Origin of the sequence: Halopseudomonas nanhaiensis, from assembly GCF_020025155.1 — a bacterium.
In the GTDB taxonomy this organism is placed as follows: domain Bacteria; phylum Pseudomonadota; class Gammaproteobacteria; order Pseudomonadales; family Pseudomonadaceae; genus Halopseudomonas; species Halopseudomonas nanhaiensis.
Genome location: NZ_CP073751.1, coordinates 3374746 through 3390189, shown reverse-complemented (window position 1 = coordinate 3390189; position 15444 = coordinate 3374746). Strand labels below are relative to the sequence as shown.

Sequence of the window (15444 nt, the reverse complement as noted above, 5' to 3'; positions counted from 1 at the left end):
CGTGCGTCGAAGGCGGCCCGAGCGGGCCGCCTGTCGCCGATCAGGCACCCGCTTCGCGATCGCGGCCGGGATGCGGCAGCTCGCCTACGGGACAGTCAGCCACGCCGATGGTGCTGCGGGTCATTTTCTCGACATCGTCCCGCGCCTTCTCGGCATCCAGCACCCAGGTGCGGTAGAAGTCGAAGGGACAATCGGCGACGCCGCGGTCGCCATCACCGGAGTTGTACATGCCGGTGTAACCGCGGTGCAGCAGCTTGAACAAGTGGTTCTGCGACTGATCGTTGGCCCGCGCATCGCGAATCTGCGATACCGATAACTGCGCATACTGAATGCCCATGTCTTCCTCCCCGCATTCGCCAAGCGTTCGCCCGTCGAAGCCGATGATCGCCGAATGGCCGAAGTAGGAATACACACCATCGAAACCCGAGGCGTTGGCCACGGCAACATAGCAGTTGTTGGCCCAGGCCATGGTCTTGGACATAAGTACCTGCTGTTCCTTGGCCGGGTACATGTAGCCCTGGCAGCGCACGATGAGCTCGGCGCCCTTCATGGCGCAGTCCCGCCAGATTTCCGGGTAGTTGCCATCGTCGCAGATGATCAGACTGATCTTCATGCCCTTGGGGCCTTCGGTGACATAGGTCCGGTCGCCCGGGTACCAGCCTTCGATCGGACACCAGGGAATGCACTTGCGATACTTCTGGACGATGTCGCCCTTGTCGTTGATCAGAATCAGCGTGTTGTAGGGGGCCTTGTGCGGATGCTCTTCGTGCTGCTCGCCGGTCAGTGAGAAGATGCCCCAGGTCTTCGCTTGCTTGCAGGCCTCGCTGAAGATGCGGGTTTCGTCCCCGGGGATGGTGGTCGCAGTGGCCATCATTTCATCGTTGTCGTACATGATCCCCATGGTGCTGTACTCGGGGAACACCACCAGGTCCATGCCCGGCAGACCTTTCTTCATGCCAATAAGCATGTCTGCAATCTTGCGTGCATTGTCGAGCACTTCATCTCGGGTATGCAGGCGTGGCATCTTGTAGTTGACGACGGCGACGCCGACGGTATCGGGACTGCTTGAAATATCACCATGACGCATGGCTTTCGCTCCGTATGAGTGTGGGGGGTTGTCAGGGTCCCGGGCGCTCGATGCCCAGCTTGTCGACCCGATAGCGAAGTTGCCGGAGGCTGATCTTCAGCCGTCGTGCGGCCTCCGACTGGTTGTTGTTGGTCAGGGCCAGCATGGCGCGAATGGTTTCCGCTTCATCCTGGTGTACCCAGTTGTACGAGCGGCCGTAGGTGCGGTTGTCCTGGCCGTTCACGGTGACGTCGACCATTGCAGGCGGCGCTGCGGCGGCGGGCGCATGACGCTGGGGTATGTGAATCGCACTTTCGGAGGCCAGGCTCTGGCGCAACTTGTCTGCGCTGATCAGATCCTCGTCGTTGGTCAGCGCGGTGCGTTCCATCACGTTCTGCAACTGGCGGATGTTCCCCGGCCAGTCGAAGTTCTCGAGCACGGCAAACGCGTCCCCGGCCAGACTCCAGTTCCGCTCATAGTGATGGTTGAGCTCGTTGAGAAAATGCAGCGCGAGCTGTTTGATGTCGCCTTGCCGCTCGCGCAGCGGTGGCAGGTGAACCGGGACCACATGCAGCCGGTAGAACAGGTCCAGACGAAAGCTGCCCTGGTTGACCGATTCCTGCAGATTCACGTGCGTGGCGGTGATGACCCGGAAGTCGACCGACACCGATTGCATGCTGCCGATCGGGTCGACCTTCTTTTCCTGTAAGACGCGCAGCAGCTTGGACTGCAGCGCCAGGGGCATATCACCTATCTCGTCGAGAAACAGCGTGCCACCGTCGGCCTGAAGGATCTTGCCCTGTTTGCTCTGCGAGGCCCCGGTAAAGGCGCCTTTCACATGCCCGAACAGCTCGGACTCCAGCAATTCGGCCGGGATGGCGGCGCAGTTGATGCAGATGAACGGCTTTTCCCGGCGGTCGCTCTGCTGGTGGGTCATGCGTGCAAACTTTTCCTTGCCGGTCCCCGACTCGCCCAACAGCATCACTGGTGCGTCGCTGCGCGCGACCTGGATGGCCGAGCGCACCGCGTCCATCAACGCCTGGCTGGTACCCAGAATCCCATGGGCAAGGCTCTGCTTGAGCATGCCTTCCACAGCAATGCTGTGGCGCAGGTTCTGGTTTTCCTTGACCAGATGCGCTGTCTGCTCGACCACGAACTTGTGAATGCGCAGTAGCTGACCGATCATCGCGGCAGCGACGCGCAGCAGGCTGATGTCGCTATCGAACGGACGCTCGTGCAGTCCTTCGCGCTGCACCGACAACACGCCAATCGGCGTGCCGGTCTCCAGGATGGGTACGGCGATGAATGCCATGCGCCCGCCGCTGTGGTGAGACAGCTCGGTGATCCGATGAATGAACAGCGGCTCCTTTTCCACATCCGGTACCAGGCCTATCGAGCCAGTGCGCATGACGTAGCCGGTCACCCCTTCGTTGAAGTTCAGGTTGAAACGCCCGGCCTTGAGGTCTTCCGGAGACAGGCCGTAGGAGTAGCGCACCTGAAGCGTGCTGGTCGCTGCATCAGGCAGGCTTACCCGCCCGCAGTTCAGGCCGTACAGCTGGGACAGCAGGCGCAGCAGGCCCTGAATCGTGCGAGGCGCATCGAGGGGCTTTTCCATCAGCTTGGCCATTTCCAGAATCACGACCAGTTCGCGCTTCATCTGCTGGGACATCCGTTCCGGGAGGGAAATCGTCATCTGTGCAGGCTCCGATACCTGGGTGCGAGACCCGGCACCGCCCGCACAGCACTTAGTGGCTGATCATCCAGGGACGGCGTGGGCCGGTTTGTTGTTTGAGCGCGGGTGGCTGCCCCTCCGCGCGAGGCTTGTGGCTGCAACGTGATGAGCTGCAACAACTATGCCCGTGGGTAACCTTGGGCGCGTTGGCGCTGCGCTCATTGGTCTCGTGAGCGTTGCGCTGCTGGCTGCTGAGCACTCGCAAACGCGGTGCGGAGACCAGCCGCTGCATGGGTTGCTCGCAGACCGGGCACTGACGTGGAAGGTTGCGCTCGGCACTCGGCAAAAGCGCTTCGAAGGCGCCGCAATCAGGACAGTCGAAATCGTAAACAGGCATCAATGTGCTCCCTGGTGGTGCATTCAAGGGAAGCCGTCCGCTCCCAATTGGAGCGGACGGCATTCGCGGCGCTTACTTGTTCCACATGGCCGTCGGGACTTCGTCACCGCTGACCATGATCTTCGGGCCATCGGCGTTCGGCTGAATGTCGAAGTCGAATATCTCGGTGGGAATCCACACGGTTGCGCAGACGTTGGGCACATCGACGATGCCGCTGATGTGGCCCTGCACCGGAGCGGTGCCGAGGATCGAGTAGGCCTGTGCGCCGCTGTAGCCGAACTTCTTCAGATACTCGATCGCGTTCAGACACGCCTGGCGGTAGGCGACGTGGGCGTCCAGATAATGCTGCTTGCCGTTTTCGTCGACAGATATGCCTTCGAAAATCAGATGTTTCTTGTAGCCGGGTGACAGGTCGCTGGGCTGGAAGATCGGATTCTTCACGCCGTATTTCTTCACTCCGTCCTTGATCAGGTTGACCCTGATGTGGATCCAGCCGGCCATCTCGATGGCGCCACAGAAGGTGATCTCACCGTCGCCCTGGGAGAAGTGCAGATCGCCCATCGACAGGCCGCCGCCCTTCACGTAGACCGGAAAGAACACCCGCGAGCCCTTGGTCAGGTCCTTGATATCGCAGTTGCCGCCGTGTTCCCGCGGGGGCACGGTGCGAGCACCCTCGGCGGCGATCTTGTTGGCCACATCGCCGGTGGCGCGACCGACATGGGCGGTCGGGGCATACGGCGGATTGGCCAGGCCGGGAACGCGGTCCGGGTCGGTGTCGATCAGCGCCTGTTCGCGTTTATTCCACTCATCCAGCAACTCCTGCGACGGCAGACAGCCGATCAGGCCAGGGTGCATCAGACCGATGAATTCCACGCCGGGAATGTGCCGACTCTTGGTATAGATGCCGTTGAAGTCCCAGATCGTCTTGCGTGCTTCAGGGTAATGCTCGGTGAGGAAGCCACCGCCGTTCTCCTTGGCGAACACGCCGTTGAAGCCCCACATCTGATCGGCGAAGGCGCCGATGTCCAGAATGTCCACGACCATCAGGTCACCGGGCTCGGCTCCTTCCACGGCAACCGGGCCGCTCAGATAGTGAACCTTGGTCAGGTCGACATCGCGTACGTCTTCGGCGCTGTCGTTGTTGCCGATCTGTCCGCCGGTCCAGTCCATGCATTCGATGATGAAATCGGCGCCCGGCTTGACCGTCGCCACCATCGGTACGTCCGGGTGCCAGCGGTTATGAATGGTGTCGTGTTCCTTGGGACTCTTGTTCAGATCGATCTTGATCAGTGTTTCAGCCATGACGGGAGCATCCTCTAGGTGTAGGTGGCATATCAGGCCTTGCAGATTGGCCGGTGCAGGACACAGAGCAGATGTCGTGCCAGCTTTGTCATGGACAGACATAAACCTTTTGAATCAATGAGTTGGATTGCCAATGCCAAGTATTGGCAGGCTCATGGCGACAGCCTGTTTAACAATGTCCAGGCGATGGCGATGACATTGTCATGACAATGTGAAGGCGTGCGCCGTGCTGGTGCGGGCCGGCGACCGGACGGTTGAGAGACGCCAGGTCTGGGCCAGCTGAAAAATGATTAAGTTACAAGCGCTTGACAGGCCTTTGCGTGGAATTTTCACGGGCGTGTCGGGACATGGCACAAGGGTTGCTCAGGGTTGGATCGACAGGTGAACGGAGAGGGGGACAGGAACTCGCTCACCAGTTACATCCACACTAAGGAGAAGCACCTTATGCATGACTCAAGTAGCAAGACGCCGGCGTGGAAGCGCCACCTCATGGCGGTAGCCCTGGGCACGGGCCTGGGCTTCGCCGGCGTGGCTGGCGCCGCGGATTATCCTACCGACAAGGTCAACACCACTGGTTTGGCTGTCACCGATGACACGGTCAAGGTAGGCATCCTGCACTCGATCACCGGCACCATGGCGATCAGCGAAACCGGTTCGGTGGAAGCGGAAATGCTGGCTATCGAGCAGATCAACGAGATGGGTGGCGTACTTGGCCGCAAGATCGAGATCGTGCAGGAAGACGGCGCCAGTGACTGGCCGACGTTCGCCGAGAAGTCACGCAAGCTGCTGACTCAGGACAAGGTGGCGGCGGTGTTCGGCTGCTGGACATCCGCTTCGCGCAAGGCGGTATTGCCGGTCTTCGAGAAGGAAAACGGCATGCTCTACTACCCGACCTTCTATGAAGGGTTGGAGCAGTCCAAGAACGTTATCTACACCGGTCAGGAGGCCACCCAGCAGATCATCGCGGGCCTCGACTGGATCGCCAAGGAGAAGGGCGCGAAGAGCTTCTACCTGGTCGGCTCGGACTACATCTGGCCGCGTACCTCCAACAAGATCGCCCGCAAGCACATCGAAAACGTGCTCGGCGGCGAAGTCATCGGCGAAGAGTACTACCCACTGGGCAACACCAACTTCGGCTCGCTGATCAACAAGATCCGCCTGAAGAAGCCTGACGTGGTGTACGCCAGCATTGTCGGCGGCTCCAACGTCGCCTGGTGGAAGCAGCTCAAGGCCGCGGGTATCACGCCCGAGCGCCAGACCATCATGACCATTTCGGTAACTGAAGACGAAGTGCTGGGCATCGGTGGCGAGAACATGGCCGGCTACTACTCGGCAATGAAGTACTTCCAGTCGCTGGATAACGAAAACAACCAGGAGTTCGTCAAGGCGTTCAAGGCCCGCTGGGGTGAAGACAGCGTGATCGGCGACGTAACCCAGGCTGCCTATCTTGGCCCATGGCTGTGGAAGGCTGCGGTGGAGAAAGCCGGCAGCTTCGACGTTGACGCCATTGCTGAAGCCTCCGCCGGTATCGAGCTCGAAACCGCGCCGGAAGGCTATGTGAAGGTGCACGAGAATCATCACCTGTGGAGCAAGCTGCGCGTCGGGCAGTGGAAGGCTGATGGCCAGGCGGAAGTGGTGTACGAGTCCGACCTGATCGAGCCGAATCCCTTCCCCAAGGGCTACCAGTAAGCCTAGCGGTAAGTAGCAACAAGGATGCGGCCCGCCAGGGCCGCATCGTCCGAAGATTAGGAGAGCGACTATGGGCGGTTATTCAGCGCAAGAGCTCACGGCCATTTTCATCATGCAGGGATTCAGTGGCCTGAGTCTGTTCTGCGTCTTTCTGCTGATGGCCCTCGGATTGGCCATCATTTTCGGGCAGATGGGCGTTATCAACATGGCACACGGGGAGTTTCTCACCCTGGGTGCGTACATCACCTGGATGGTTTCCGAGGTGGCTTCCAGCTCACCGTGGTTGCAACAGGTCTACTTTCCCTTCGCCATCGGCGCGGCATTTGCCGGTGCATTTCTACTTGGCTATCTGGTCGAGCGAGTGATGATCAGCCGGCTGTATCACCGGCCGCTGGATACCCTGCTGGCGACCTGGGGTCTGGGGCTGATCCTTCAGCAGATTTTCCGTTCGACCTTCGGCCCGCGTGAAGTGAGTGTCTCCATGCCGGACTGGCTGATGGGCTCCTGGGCACCCACCGACATCATCGATATACCGCTCAACGGGCTGTTCGTCATGGTCGTCACGCTGATGATGACCCTGGGTGTCGTATTTCTGCTCTACCGCTCCCGGTGGGGTATCAAGGTCCGCGCGACGACGCAGAACCGTGCCATGGCCAACGCTGCGGGTATCAACACTCAGCGCGTCGACCGACTGACATTCGCTCTTGGTTGCGGCATCGCCGGCGTTGCCGGTGCGGCGTTCACCACGATCGCCTCGACGGGGCCGACCACGGGTTCGCTGTACATCGTCGATACCTTCCTGATCGTGGTGTTCGGTGGCGCAGCCAGTCTGCTCGGCACCGTTGTCTCCGCGTTCGGTATTGCCCAATCGCAGTCGATTCTCGAATTCTTCCTCAGCGGCTCCATGGCGAAGGTCATCACGCTCCTGGTCGTCGTTGGAATCCTGATGTTCCGTCCCCAGGGACTCTTTGCAAGCAAGGTGCGCCGCTGAGCGGCGTACCGGCTGGAGGTTACTGATATGCAAAACTGGATAAGCGCTTTCGGGGGACGGCAGCGGCTGCTGCACATTCTGGCGCTGGCGCTGCTGCTCATGGTGGTGCTGCCGCTGACGGTAGACATTTTTCGTCTGAACCTGGTGGGCAAATACCTCACCTACGCCTTCGTCGCAGTGGGACTGGTGCTCTGCTGGGGCTACGGCGGCGTGCTGAGCCTGGGGCAGGGGATCTTCTTTGGGCTCGGTGGCTACTGCATGGCGATGTTCCTCAAGCTGGAAGCCTCCAGCCCGGAGAACACCTCGATCCAGAGCACCCCGGGTATTCCGGATTTCATGGACTGGAACCAGATCACCGAGTTGCCGATGTTCTGGATGCCCTTCCATAGCCTGACGCTGACAGTGCTGCTGATCCTGACGGTACCGGCACTGTTCGCGTTCGTGATCGGCGTGGCGATGTTCAAGCGGCGGGTGGGCGGCGTGTACTTCGCCATCATCACGCAAGCAATCGCTTCCATTGCCACCATCCTGATCGTCGGCCAGCAGGGCTACACCGGGGGTATCAACGGGATAACCGATCTCAGGACAATGCTCGGTTGGGACATCCGCCCCGATAGCGCCAAGTATCTGCTGTACTTTGCCTGCTGCACGCTGCTGATCATCTGCCTGCTAATCGGCCAGTTCGTCCTCAGCAGTCGCTACGGCAAGCTGTTGATCGCCATGCGTGACCAGGAGGACCGGGTTCGCTTTTCGGGCTATGACGTTGCCAACATCAAGATCTTCGTGTTCGCCCTGGCCGGCATCTTTTCGGCCATCGGCGGTGCGATGTTCGCCCTGCAGGTCGGTTTCATGTCGCCCTCGTTTGTCGGGACCGTCGCCTCGATCGAGATGGTGATCTTCTGTGCCGTGGGCGGGCGACTCTCTCTGGTCGGCGCGGTGTACGGCGCCCTTCTGGTGAGCCTGGCGAAAACATTGCTCTCGGAAAGCTTTCCGCAGTTGTGGATCATCTTCATGGGTGCGCTGTTCATTGGCGTGGTGCTGCTGTTTCCCCGAGGCCTGGCTGGTCTGTACGCCGACTTCGTCCAGCCACACGTTGATCGCGTCCTGCAGCGCAGGTCGGCGGAGCGGCAGGCCAGGCTCGATGCACAGTCGAAACCGGCTACAGCTAACCGGGCACAGGAGATGACATCATGAGCGCGCCAATTCTGCTGGCGATCGAGGATTTGACCGTTTCGTTTGACGGCTTCAAGGCGGTTGACGGGCTGAATCTGTACGTTGAACGCAACGAAGTACGCGTGGTGATCGGCCCGAACGGTGCAGGCAAAACGACGCTGCTCGACCTGATATGCGGGAAGACCCGCGCGACATCGGGATCAATCAGGTTCAAGGATACGGAGCTGACGAAGCTGGCGGAAAACCACATCGTCAAGGCAGGCGTTGGCCGGAAGTTTCAGACGCCCTCCATCTACGAAAACCTGACGGTGCGCGAGAACCTGCAGCTGTCCTACCCGGGAGGGCGGACTGTTTTCGGCAGTCTGTTTTTCAAGGTCACCGACGCGGTGCAGGCTCGGGTTCAGGAGATCGCCGAAGAAATATTTCTTGCTGACCGACTCGAAACCAGCGCCGGTCTGCTCAGCCATGGGCAGAAACAGTGGCTGGAAATCGGCATGCTGCTGATCCAGGATCCGGAGTTGTTGATGCTGGATGAACCGGTGGCGGGCATGAGCGTTTCAGAGCGTGAGGCGACCGCCGACCTCTTGCGTCGGATCAGCAAGAATCGCTCGGTGATCGTCATCGAGCACGACATGGACTTCGTCAAGGATATCGCTCACCGCGTGACCGTTCTGCATCAGGGCAAGTTGCTGGCCGAGGGCAAGATGGACGATGTGCAGAAGAACGAGAAGGTCATCGAAGTCTATCTGGGTCATTGAAGGGAGAGCCTGACATGTTGAATGTACGTGACCTGCGCGTCAGCTATGGTATGAGCGAAGTCATCCACGGCGTGTCCCTGGATGTAGGCGCCAACGAAACAGTGGCGATCATGGGCCGCAACGGAATGGGCAAGACGACACTGTTCAAGTCGTTGATCGGGATGCTGCCCTGCAACGGTGGAGACATTTCCTTTCAGGGGAAGGATCTCACCAGGGCCCAGTCCTACCAGCGGGTGGCCAGTGGCATCGCCTACGTCCCGCAGGGCCGCATGGTGTTTCCGACACTGACGGTGGAAGAGAACATCAAGGCCGGCCTGGAAGCGTCCGGACGCAAGACGGTGCCCGAGGATATCTACGAGCTGTTTCCGGTTCTGCTGGAAATGCGCCACCGCAAGGCGGGAAACCTTTCGGGCGGGCAGCAGCAGCAATTGGCAATTGGGCGTGCCCTGGCAGCCGATCCAAAGGTATTGTTGCTGGACGAACCGACCGAGGGTATCCAGCCGTCCATCATCAAGCAGCTCGCGACGACGCTCAATGAGATCAAGGCCAAGCGCAAGATCAGCATCGTGGTATCCGAACAGGTACTGAGCTTCGCGCTTAACGTGGCTGATCGCATGCTGGTGATGGACAAGGGCAAGATCGTCCATGAGGCCGCGGGCGACCAGATCGACAAGGCGTATATAAGCCGCTACCTGTCGGTGTAGAGCGCGTGTGTGGCAAAGCCCTCCCGGGCAACCGGGAGGGCTTTTTCGTGTCAGGTAGCGGGTGGACAAAAAACCCTTGACGGCATTTCTCTGGGGCCTATAATGCGCGTCTCCCTGGTCGGGGTTATTTGCATAAAGCGCTTTACAATCAATAAGTTAGCGATAATTTAGAGGTTGACAGGCTGGGGAGAAGGCGTAGAATGCGCCGCTCTGTGAAGGCTGGCGGTAACGGACTTTGCGGGTTGATGGGGCGACTCATCGAAGGTTGTCGGAAGGTGTTGACAGCGGTGAGAGCTGCTGTAGAATGCGCCTCCCTGACACGGAGAAGCGAGAGCTTGCCGGGTCGACCAAGCGAGTAGTGAGGCGGTAAAAAACTTCACGAAAAAGCTTGACGGAATAGAAGGTTAGCGTAGAATGCGCGGCCTTGGTTAAGCGGAAACGCGAACCGAATCGCTCTTTAACAAGATGAATCAAGTAATTCGTGTGGGTGCTTGCTGGGCACGCTTGATGATCGCAAGATTATCAGCCAAGCAAGTAACTCTTGTGAATTCATGAGTTTTTAGCTAAGGCTGAGCCAGGTTTAGGGTTTTCTCAAAACCCGATCAGTATTAAAACTGAAGAGTTTGATCATGGCTCAGATTGAACGCTGGCGGCAGGCCTAACACATGCAAGTCGAGCGGTAGAGGGGAGCTTGCTTCCCTTGAGAGCGGCGGACGGGTGAGTAATACCTGGGAATCTGCCTGGTAGTGGGGGATAACGTTCCGAAAGGAACGCTAATACCGCATACGTCCTACGGGAGAAAGCAGGGGATCTTCGGACCTTGCGCTATCAGATGAGCCCAGGTCGGATTAGCTAGTAGGTGAGGTAAAGGCTCACCTAGGCGACGATCCGTAACTGGTCTGAGAGGATGATCAGTCACACTGGAACTGAGACACGGTCCAGACTCCTACGGGAGGCAGCAGTGGGGAATATTGGACAATGGGCGCAAGCCTGATCCAGCCATGCCGCGTGTGTGAAGAAGGTCTTCGGATTGTAAAGCACTTTAAGTTGGGAGGAAGGGTTGTAGATTAATACTCTGCAACTTTGACGTTACCGACAGAATAAGCACCGGCTAACTCTGTGCCAGCAGCCGCGGTAATACAGAGGGTGCAAGCGTTAATCGGAATTACTGGGCGTAAAGCGCGCGTAGGTGGCTAAGTAAGATGGGTGTGAAATCCCCGGGCTCAACCTGGGAACTGCATCCATAACTGCTTGGCTAGAGTACGGTAGAGGGTAGTGGAATTTCCTGTGTAGCGGTGAAATGCGTAGATATAGGAAGGAACACCAGTGGCGAAGGCGACTACCTGGACTGATACTGACACTGAGGTGCGAAAGCGTGGGGAGCAAACAGGATTAGATACCCTGGTAGTCCACGCCGTAAACGATGTCAACTAGCCGTTGGAATCCTTGAGATTTTAGTGGCGCAGCTAACGCAATAAGTTGACCGCCTGGGGAGTACGGTCGCAAGATTAAAACTCAAATGAATTGACGGGGGCCCGCACAAGCGGTGGAGCATGTGGTTTAATTCGAAGCAACGCGAAGAACCTTACCTGGCCTTGACATGCTGAGAACTTTCCAGAGATGGATTGGTGCCTTCGGGAACTCAGACACAGGTGCTGCATGGCTGTCGTCAGCTCGTGTCGTGAGATGTTGGGTTAAGTCCCGTAACGAGCGCAACCCTTGTCCTTAGTTACCAGCACGTTATGGTGGGCACTCTAAGGAGACTGCCGGTGACAAACCGGAGGAAGGTGGGGATGACGTCAAGTCATCATGGCCCTTACGGCCAGGGCTACACACGTGCTACAATGGTCGGTACAGAGGGTTGCCAAGCCGCGAGGTGGAGCTAATCCCTTAAAACCGATCGTAGTCCGGATTGGAGTCTGCAACTCGACTCCATGAAGTCGGAATCGCTAGTAATCGCGAATCAGAACGTCGCGGTGAATACGTTCCCGGGCCTTGTACACACCGCCCGTCACACCATGGGAGTGGGTTGCACCAGAAGTAGCTAGTCTAACCTTCGGGAGGACGGTTACCACGGTGTGATTCATGACTGGGGTGAAGTCGTAACAAGGTAGCCGTAGGGGAACCTGCGGCTGGATCACCTCCTTAATCGACAGATCACAACGGTCCTTCAAGCACTCACACGAATTACTTGATTCTGAAAGAAAGGCGATTGGGTTGTAGCGTTATAGCTGCTGGGTTGCCCGAGACGATTGGGTCTGTAGCTCAGTTGGTTAGAGCGCACCCCTGATAAGGGTGAGGTCGGCAGTTCGAATCTGCCCAGACCCACCAATTGTCGAGGTGTGACGGTCTTATCACGGGGCCATAGCTCAGCTGGGAGAGCGCCTGCCTTGCACGCAGGAGGTCAGCGGTTCGATCCCGCTTGGCTCCACCAAGACAGACCGCGCAACCGACATCGACGCCTTGTAACTGGCTAGAGTTCATACATGAATGATTCACTTTGAGTGGTAGGCAAAGTCGATCATTGATGTCTGGTCTCTGAACCAGTCGCTCTTTAAAAATTTGGGAAAGTGATAGAAGTAAGACAAGACATAACGGGTGTTTCACTGCACACGTTATGGCTAAGGTAACTTGTAATCTCAAGTGCAAGTTCCGGATTGTCGTTTATCATGTCAACGATCAGACACCGATCAGTCACCTGGCGACAGGCAGATTGTTTGGGGTTATATGGTCAAGTGAATAAGCGCATACGGTGGATGCCTTGGCAGTCAGAGGCGATGAAAGACGTGGTAGCCTGCGAAAAGCTTCGGTGAGGTGGCAAACGACCTGTGACCCGGAGATCTCTGAATGGGGAAACCCACTTGGCATAAGCCAGGTATCACACACTGAATACATAGGTGTGTGAAGCGAACCAGGGGAACTGAAACATCTAAGTACCCTGAGGAAAAGAAATCAACCGAGATTCCCCAAGTAGTGGCGAGCGAACGGGGACCAGCCCTTAAGCAGTTTTGAGTTTAGCGGAGCGCTCTGGAAAGTGCGGCCATAGTGGGTGATAGCCCCGTACGCGAAAGGCTCTTAACTGTGAAATCGAGTAGGACGGCGCACGTGAAACGTTGTCTGAACATGGGGGGACCATCCTCCAAGGCTAAATACTCCTGACTGACCGATAGTGAACCAGTACCGTGAGGGAAAGGCGAAAAGAACCCCTGTGAGGGGAGTGAAATAGAACCTGAAACCGTATGCGTACAAGCAGTGGGAGCAGACTTGTTCTGTGACTGCGTACCTTTTGTATAATGGGTCAGCGACTTATATTCAGTGGCGAGCTTAACCGTCTAGGGGAGGCGTAGGGAAACCGAGTCTTAATAGGGCGTTTAGTCGCTGGGTATAGACCCGAAACCGGGCGATCTATCCATGGGCAGGTTGAAGGTGCCGTAACAGGCACTGGAGGACCGAACCGACTACCGTTGAAAAGTTAGCGGATGACTTGTGGATAGGAGTGAAAGGCTAATCAAGCTCGGAGATAGCTGGTTCTCCTCGAAAGCTATTTAGGTAGCGCCTCGTGTATCACCACTGGGGGTAGAGCACTGTTTCGGCTAGGGGGTCATCCCGACTTACCAAACCGATGCAAACTCCGAATACCAGTGAGTGTCAGCACGGGAGACACACGGCGGGTGCTAACGTCCGTCGTGAAAAGGGAAACAACCCAGACCGTCAGCTAAGGTCCCAAAGTTATGGTTAAGTGGGAAACGATGTGGGAAGGCTTAGACAGCTAGGAGGTTGGCTTAGAAGCAGCCATCCTTTAAAGAAAGCGTAATAGCTCACTAGTCGAGTCGGCCTGCGCGGAAGATGTAACGGGGCTCAAACCATACACCGAAGCTACGGGTTCATCTTAGGATGAGCGGTAGAGGAGCGTTCTGTAAGCCTGTGAAGGTCAATTGAGAAGTTGGCTGGAGGTATCAGAAGTGCGAATGCTGACATGAGTAACGACAATGGGAGTGAAAAACTCCCACGCCGGAAGACCAAGGGTTCCTGCGCAACGTTAATCGACGCAGGGTGAGTCGATCCCTAAGGCGAGGCCGACAGGCGTAGTCGATGGGAAACGGGTTAATATTCCCGTACTTCTAGTTACTGCGATGGGGGGACGGAGAAGGCTAGGCCAGCAAGGCGTTGGTTGTCCTTGTTTAAGGCGGTAGGCTGAGATCTTAGGTAAATCCGGGATCTTAAGGCCGAGAACCGATGACGAGCTTTCTTTTAGAAAGCGAAGTGGTTGATGCCATGCTTCCAGGAAAAGCCTCTAAGCTTCAGGTAACTAGGAATCGTACCCCAAACCGACACAGGTGGTCAGGTAGAGAATACCAAGGCGCTTGAGAGAACTCGGGTGAAGGAACTAGGCAAAATGGCACCGTAACTTCGGGAGAAGGTGCGCCGGTGAGGGTGAAGGACTTGCTCCGTAAGCTCATGCCGGTCGAAGATACCAGGCCGCTGCAACTGTTTATTAAAAACACAGCACTCTGCAAACACGAAAGTGGACGTATAGGGTGTGACGCCTGCCCGGTGCCGGAAGGTTAATTGATGGGGTTAGCTTCGGCGAAGCTCTTGATCGAAGCCCCGGTAAACGGCGGCCGTAACTATAACGGTCCTAAGGTAGCGAAATTCCTTGTCGGGTAAGTTCCGACCTGCACGAATGGCGTAATGATGGCGGCGCTGTCTCCACCCGAGACTCAGTGAAATTGAAATCGCTGTGAAGATGCAGTGTATCCGCGGCTAGACGGAAAGACCCCGTGAACCTTTACTATAGCTTTGCACTGGACTTTGAATTTGCTTGTGTAGGATAGGTGGGAGGCTTTGAAGCGTGGACGCCAGTTCGCGTGGAGCCAACCTTGAAATACCACCCTGGCAACTTTGAGGTTCTAACTCTGGTCCGTTATCCGGATCGAGGACAGTGTATGGTGGGTAGTTTGACTGGGGCGGTCTCCTCCCAAAGAGTAACGGAGGAGTACGAAGGTGCGCTCAGCACGGTCGGAAATCGTGCGTAGAGTATAAAGGCAAAAGCGCGCTTGACTGCGAGTCCAACACGACGAGCAGGTACGAAAGTAGGTCTTAGTGATCCGGTGGTTCTGTATGGAAGGGCCATCGCTCAACGGATAAAAGGTACTCCGGGGATAACAGGCTGATACCGCCCAAGAGTTCATATCGACGGCGGTGTTTGGCACCTCGATGTCGGCTCATCACATCCTGGGGCTGAAGCCGGTCCCAAGGGTATGGCTGTTCGCCATTTAAAGTGGTACGCGAGCTGGGTTTAGAACGTCGTGAGACAGTTCGGTCCCTATCTGCCGTGGACGTTTGAGATTTGAGAGGGGCTGCTCCTAGTACGAGAGGACCGGAGTGGACGAACCCCTGGTGTTCCGGTTGTCACGCCAGTGGCATTGCCGGGTAGCTACGTTCGGAAAAGATAACCGCTGAAAGCATCTAAGCGGGAAACTTGCCTCAAGATGAGATCTCACCGGGAGCTTGACTCCCCTAAAGGGCCGTCGAAGACTACGACGTTGATAGGCTGGGTGTGTAAGCGTTGCAAGGCGTTGAGCTAACCAGTACTAATTGCCCGTGTGGCTTGACCATATAACACCCAAGCAATCTGGTGTTAACGATCAAGACAGACAAACGACAAGCTGGAACTGTACGAGATTACAGG

At 57.2% G+C, this 15444-nt stretch carries 9 protein-coding genes, 2 tRNA genes and 2 rRNA genes; 9 read left to right on the top strand and 4 right to left on the bottom strand.

Annotated features, from left to right (window positions below; all coding sequences use genetic code 11):
- Positions 1-40: 40 nt before the first annotated feature.
- The 4 genes from KEM63_RS15640 to fmdA form a co-directional block, all read right to left on the bottom strand.
- Positions 41-1087 (bottom strand): aliphatic amidase, encoded by a 1047-nt coding sequence (locus tag KEM63_RS15640; protein ID WP_223653268.1) that lies wholly within the window; start codon positions 1085-1087, stop codon positions 41-43.
- Between the two features lie 31 nt (positions 1088-1118).
- The gene (locus KEM63_RS15635; RefSeq protein ID WP_223653266.1) at positions 1119-2759 is read right to left on the bottom strand and encodes a sigma-54-dependent Fis family transcriptional regulator; all 1641 of its coding nucleotides are present in this window, start codon (positions 2757-2759) and stop codon (positions 1119-1121) included.
- A gap of 52 nt (positions 2760-2811) precedes the next feature.
- The gene (locus KEM63_RS15630) at positions 2812-3135 is read right to left on the bottom strand and encodes an FmdB family zinc ribbon protein (RefSeq protein WP_223653261.1); all 324 of its coding nucleotides are present in this window, start codon (positions 3133-3135) and stop codon (positions 2812-2814) included.
- Positions 3136-3207: 72 nt separating this feature from the next.
- A complete protein-coding gene (fmdA, locus tag KEM63_RS15625) occupies positions 3208-4437 on the bottom strand; it encodes a formamidase (protein ID WP_223653259.1) in 1230 nt (409 codons plus the stop codon).
- A gap of 489 nt (positions 4438-4926) precedes the next feature.
- Between fmdA and urtA the strand changes: the two genes are divergently transcribed.
- The 9 genes from urtA (at position 4927) to KEM63_RS15580 (ending at position 15371) form a co-directional block, all read left to right on the top strand.
- Positions 4927-6126 (top strand): urea ABC transporter substrate-binding protein, encoded by a 1200-nt coding sequence (gene urtA / locus KEM63_RS15620; protein ID WP_423747869.1) that lies wholly within the window; start codon positions 4927-4929, stop codon positions 6124-6126.
- Between the two features lie 70 nt (positions 6127-6196).
- Entirely contained in the window at positions 6197-7117 is a 921-nt protein-coding gene (urtB, locus tag KEM63_RS15615; protein WP_223653255.1) for an urea ABC transporter permease subunit UrtB, read from the top strand.
- A gap of 27 nt (positions 7118-7144) precedes the next feature.
- Positions 7145-8311, top strand: a complete 1167-nt coding sequence (gene urtC, locus KEM63_RS15610; protein ID WP_223653253.1) for an urea ABC transporter permease subunit UrtC — start codon at positions 7145-7147, stop codon at positions 8309-8311.
- Positions 8308-9048, top strand: a complete 741-nt coding sequence (gene urtD, locus KEM63_RS15605; protein WP_223653251.1) for an urea ABC transporter ATP-binding protein UrtD — start codon at positions 8308-8310, stop codon at positions 9046-9048. The genes urtC and urtD overlap by 4 nt, the downstream gene beginning before the upstream one ends.
- Before the next feature lie 14 nt (positions 9049-9062).
- On the top strand, positions 9063-9752 hold the full coding sequence (urtE, locus tag KEM63_RS15600; RefSeq protein WP_223653249.1) for an urea ABC transporter ATP-binding subunit UrtE: 690 nt from the start codon (positions 9063-9065) through the stop codon (positions 9750-9752).
- A 611-nt stretch (positions 9753-10363) separates the two neighbouring features.
- Positions 10364-11900 (top strand): 16S ribosomal RNA (locus KEM63_RS15595).
- 106 nt (positions 11901-12006) lie between these two features.
- Positions 12007-12083, top strand: a tRNA-Ile gene (locus tag KEM63_RS15590).
- Between the two features lie 27 nt (positions 12084-12110).
- Positions 12111-12186: transfer RNA gene (locus KEM63_RS15585), tRNA-Ala, on the top strand.
- Positions 12187-12481: 295 nt separating this feature from the next.
- A 23S ribosomal RNA gene (locus KEM63_RS15580) occupies positions 12482-15371 on the top strand.
- The 16S and 23S rRNA genes sit together here with 2 tRNA genes alongside, the layout of an rRNA operon.
- Positions 15372-15444: the final 73 nt, after the last annotated feature.

What these genes read in the sequence shown, in the direction of transcription:
- KEM63_RS15635 (WP_223653266.1), bottom strand. Translation starts at nt 2,759, where the DNA reads ATGACGATTTCCCTCCCGGAACGGATGTCCCAGCAGATGAAGCGCGAA.
- KEM63_RS15640 (WP_223653268.1), bottom strand. Translation starts at nt 1,087, where the DNA reads ATGCGTCATGGTGATATTTCAAGCAGTCCCGATACCGTCGGCGTCGCC.
- urtB (WP_223653255.1), top strand. Translation starts at nt 6,197, where the DNA reads ATGGGCGGTTATTCAGCGCAAGAGCTCACGGCCATTTTCATCATGCAG.
- urtC (WP_223653253.1), top strand. Translation starts at nt 7,145, where the DNA reads ATGCAAAACTGGATAAGCGCTTTCGGGGGACGGCAGCGGCTGCTGCAC.
- KEM63_RS15630 (WP_223653261.1), bottom strand. Translation starts at nt 3,135, where the DNA reads ATGCCTGTTTACGATTTCGACTGTCCTGATTGCGGCGCCTTCGAAGCG.
- urtD (WP_223653251.1), top strand. Translation starts at nt 8,308, where the DNA reads ATGAGCGCGCCAATTCTGCTGGCGATCGAGGATTTGACCGTTTCGTTT.
- urtE (WP_223653249.1), top strand. Translation starts at nt 9,063, where the DNA reads ATGTTGAATGTACGTGACCTGCGCGTCAGCTATGGTATGAGCGAAGTC.
- urtA (WP_423747869.1), top strand. Translation starts at nt 4,927, where the DNA reads ATGGCGGTAGCCCTGGGCACGGGCCTGGGCTTCGCCGGCGTGGCTGGC.
- fmdA (WP_223653259.1), bottom strand. Translation starts at nt 4,437, where the DNA reads ATGGCTGAAACACTGATCAAGATCGATCTGAACAAGAGTCCCAAGGAA.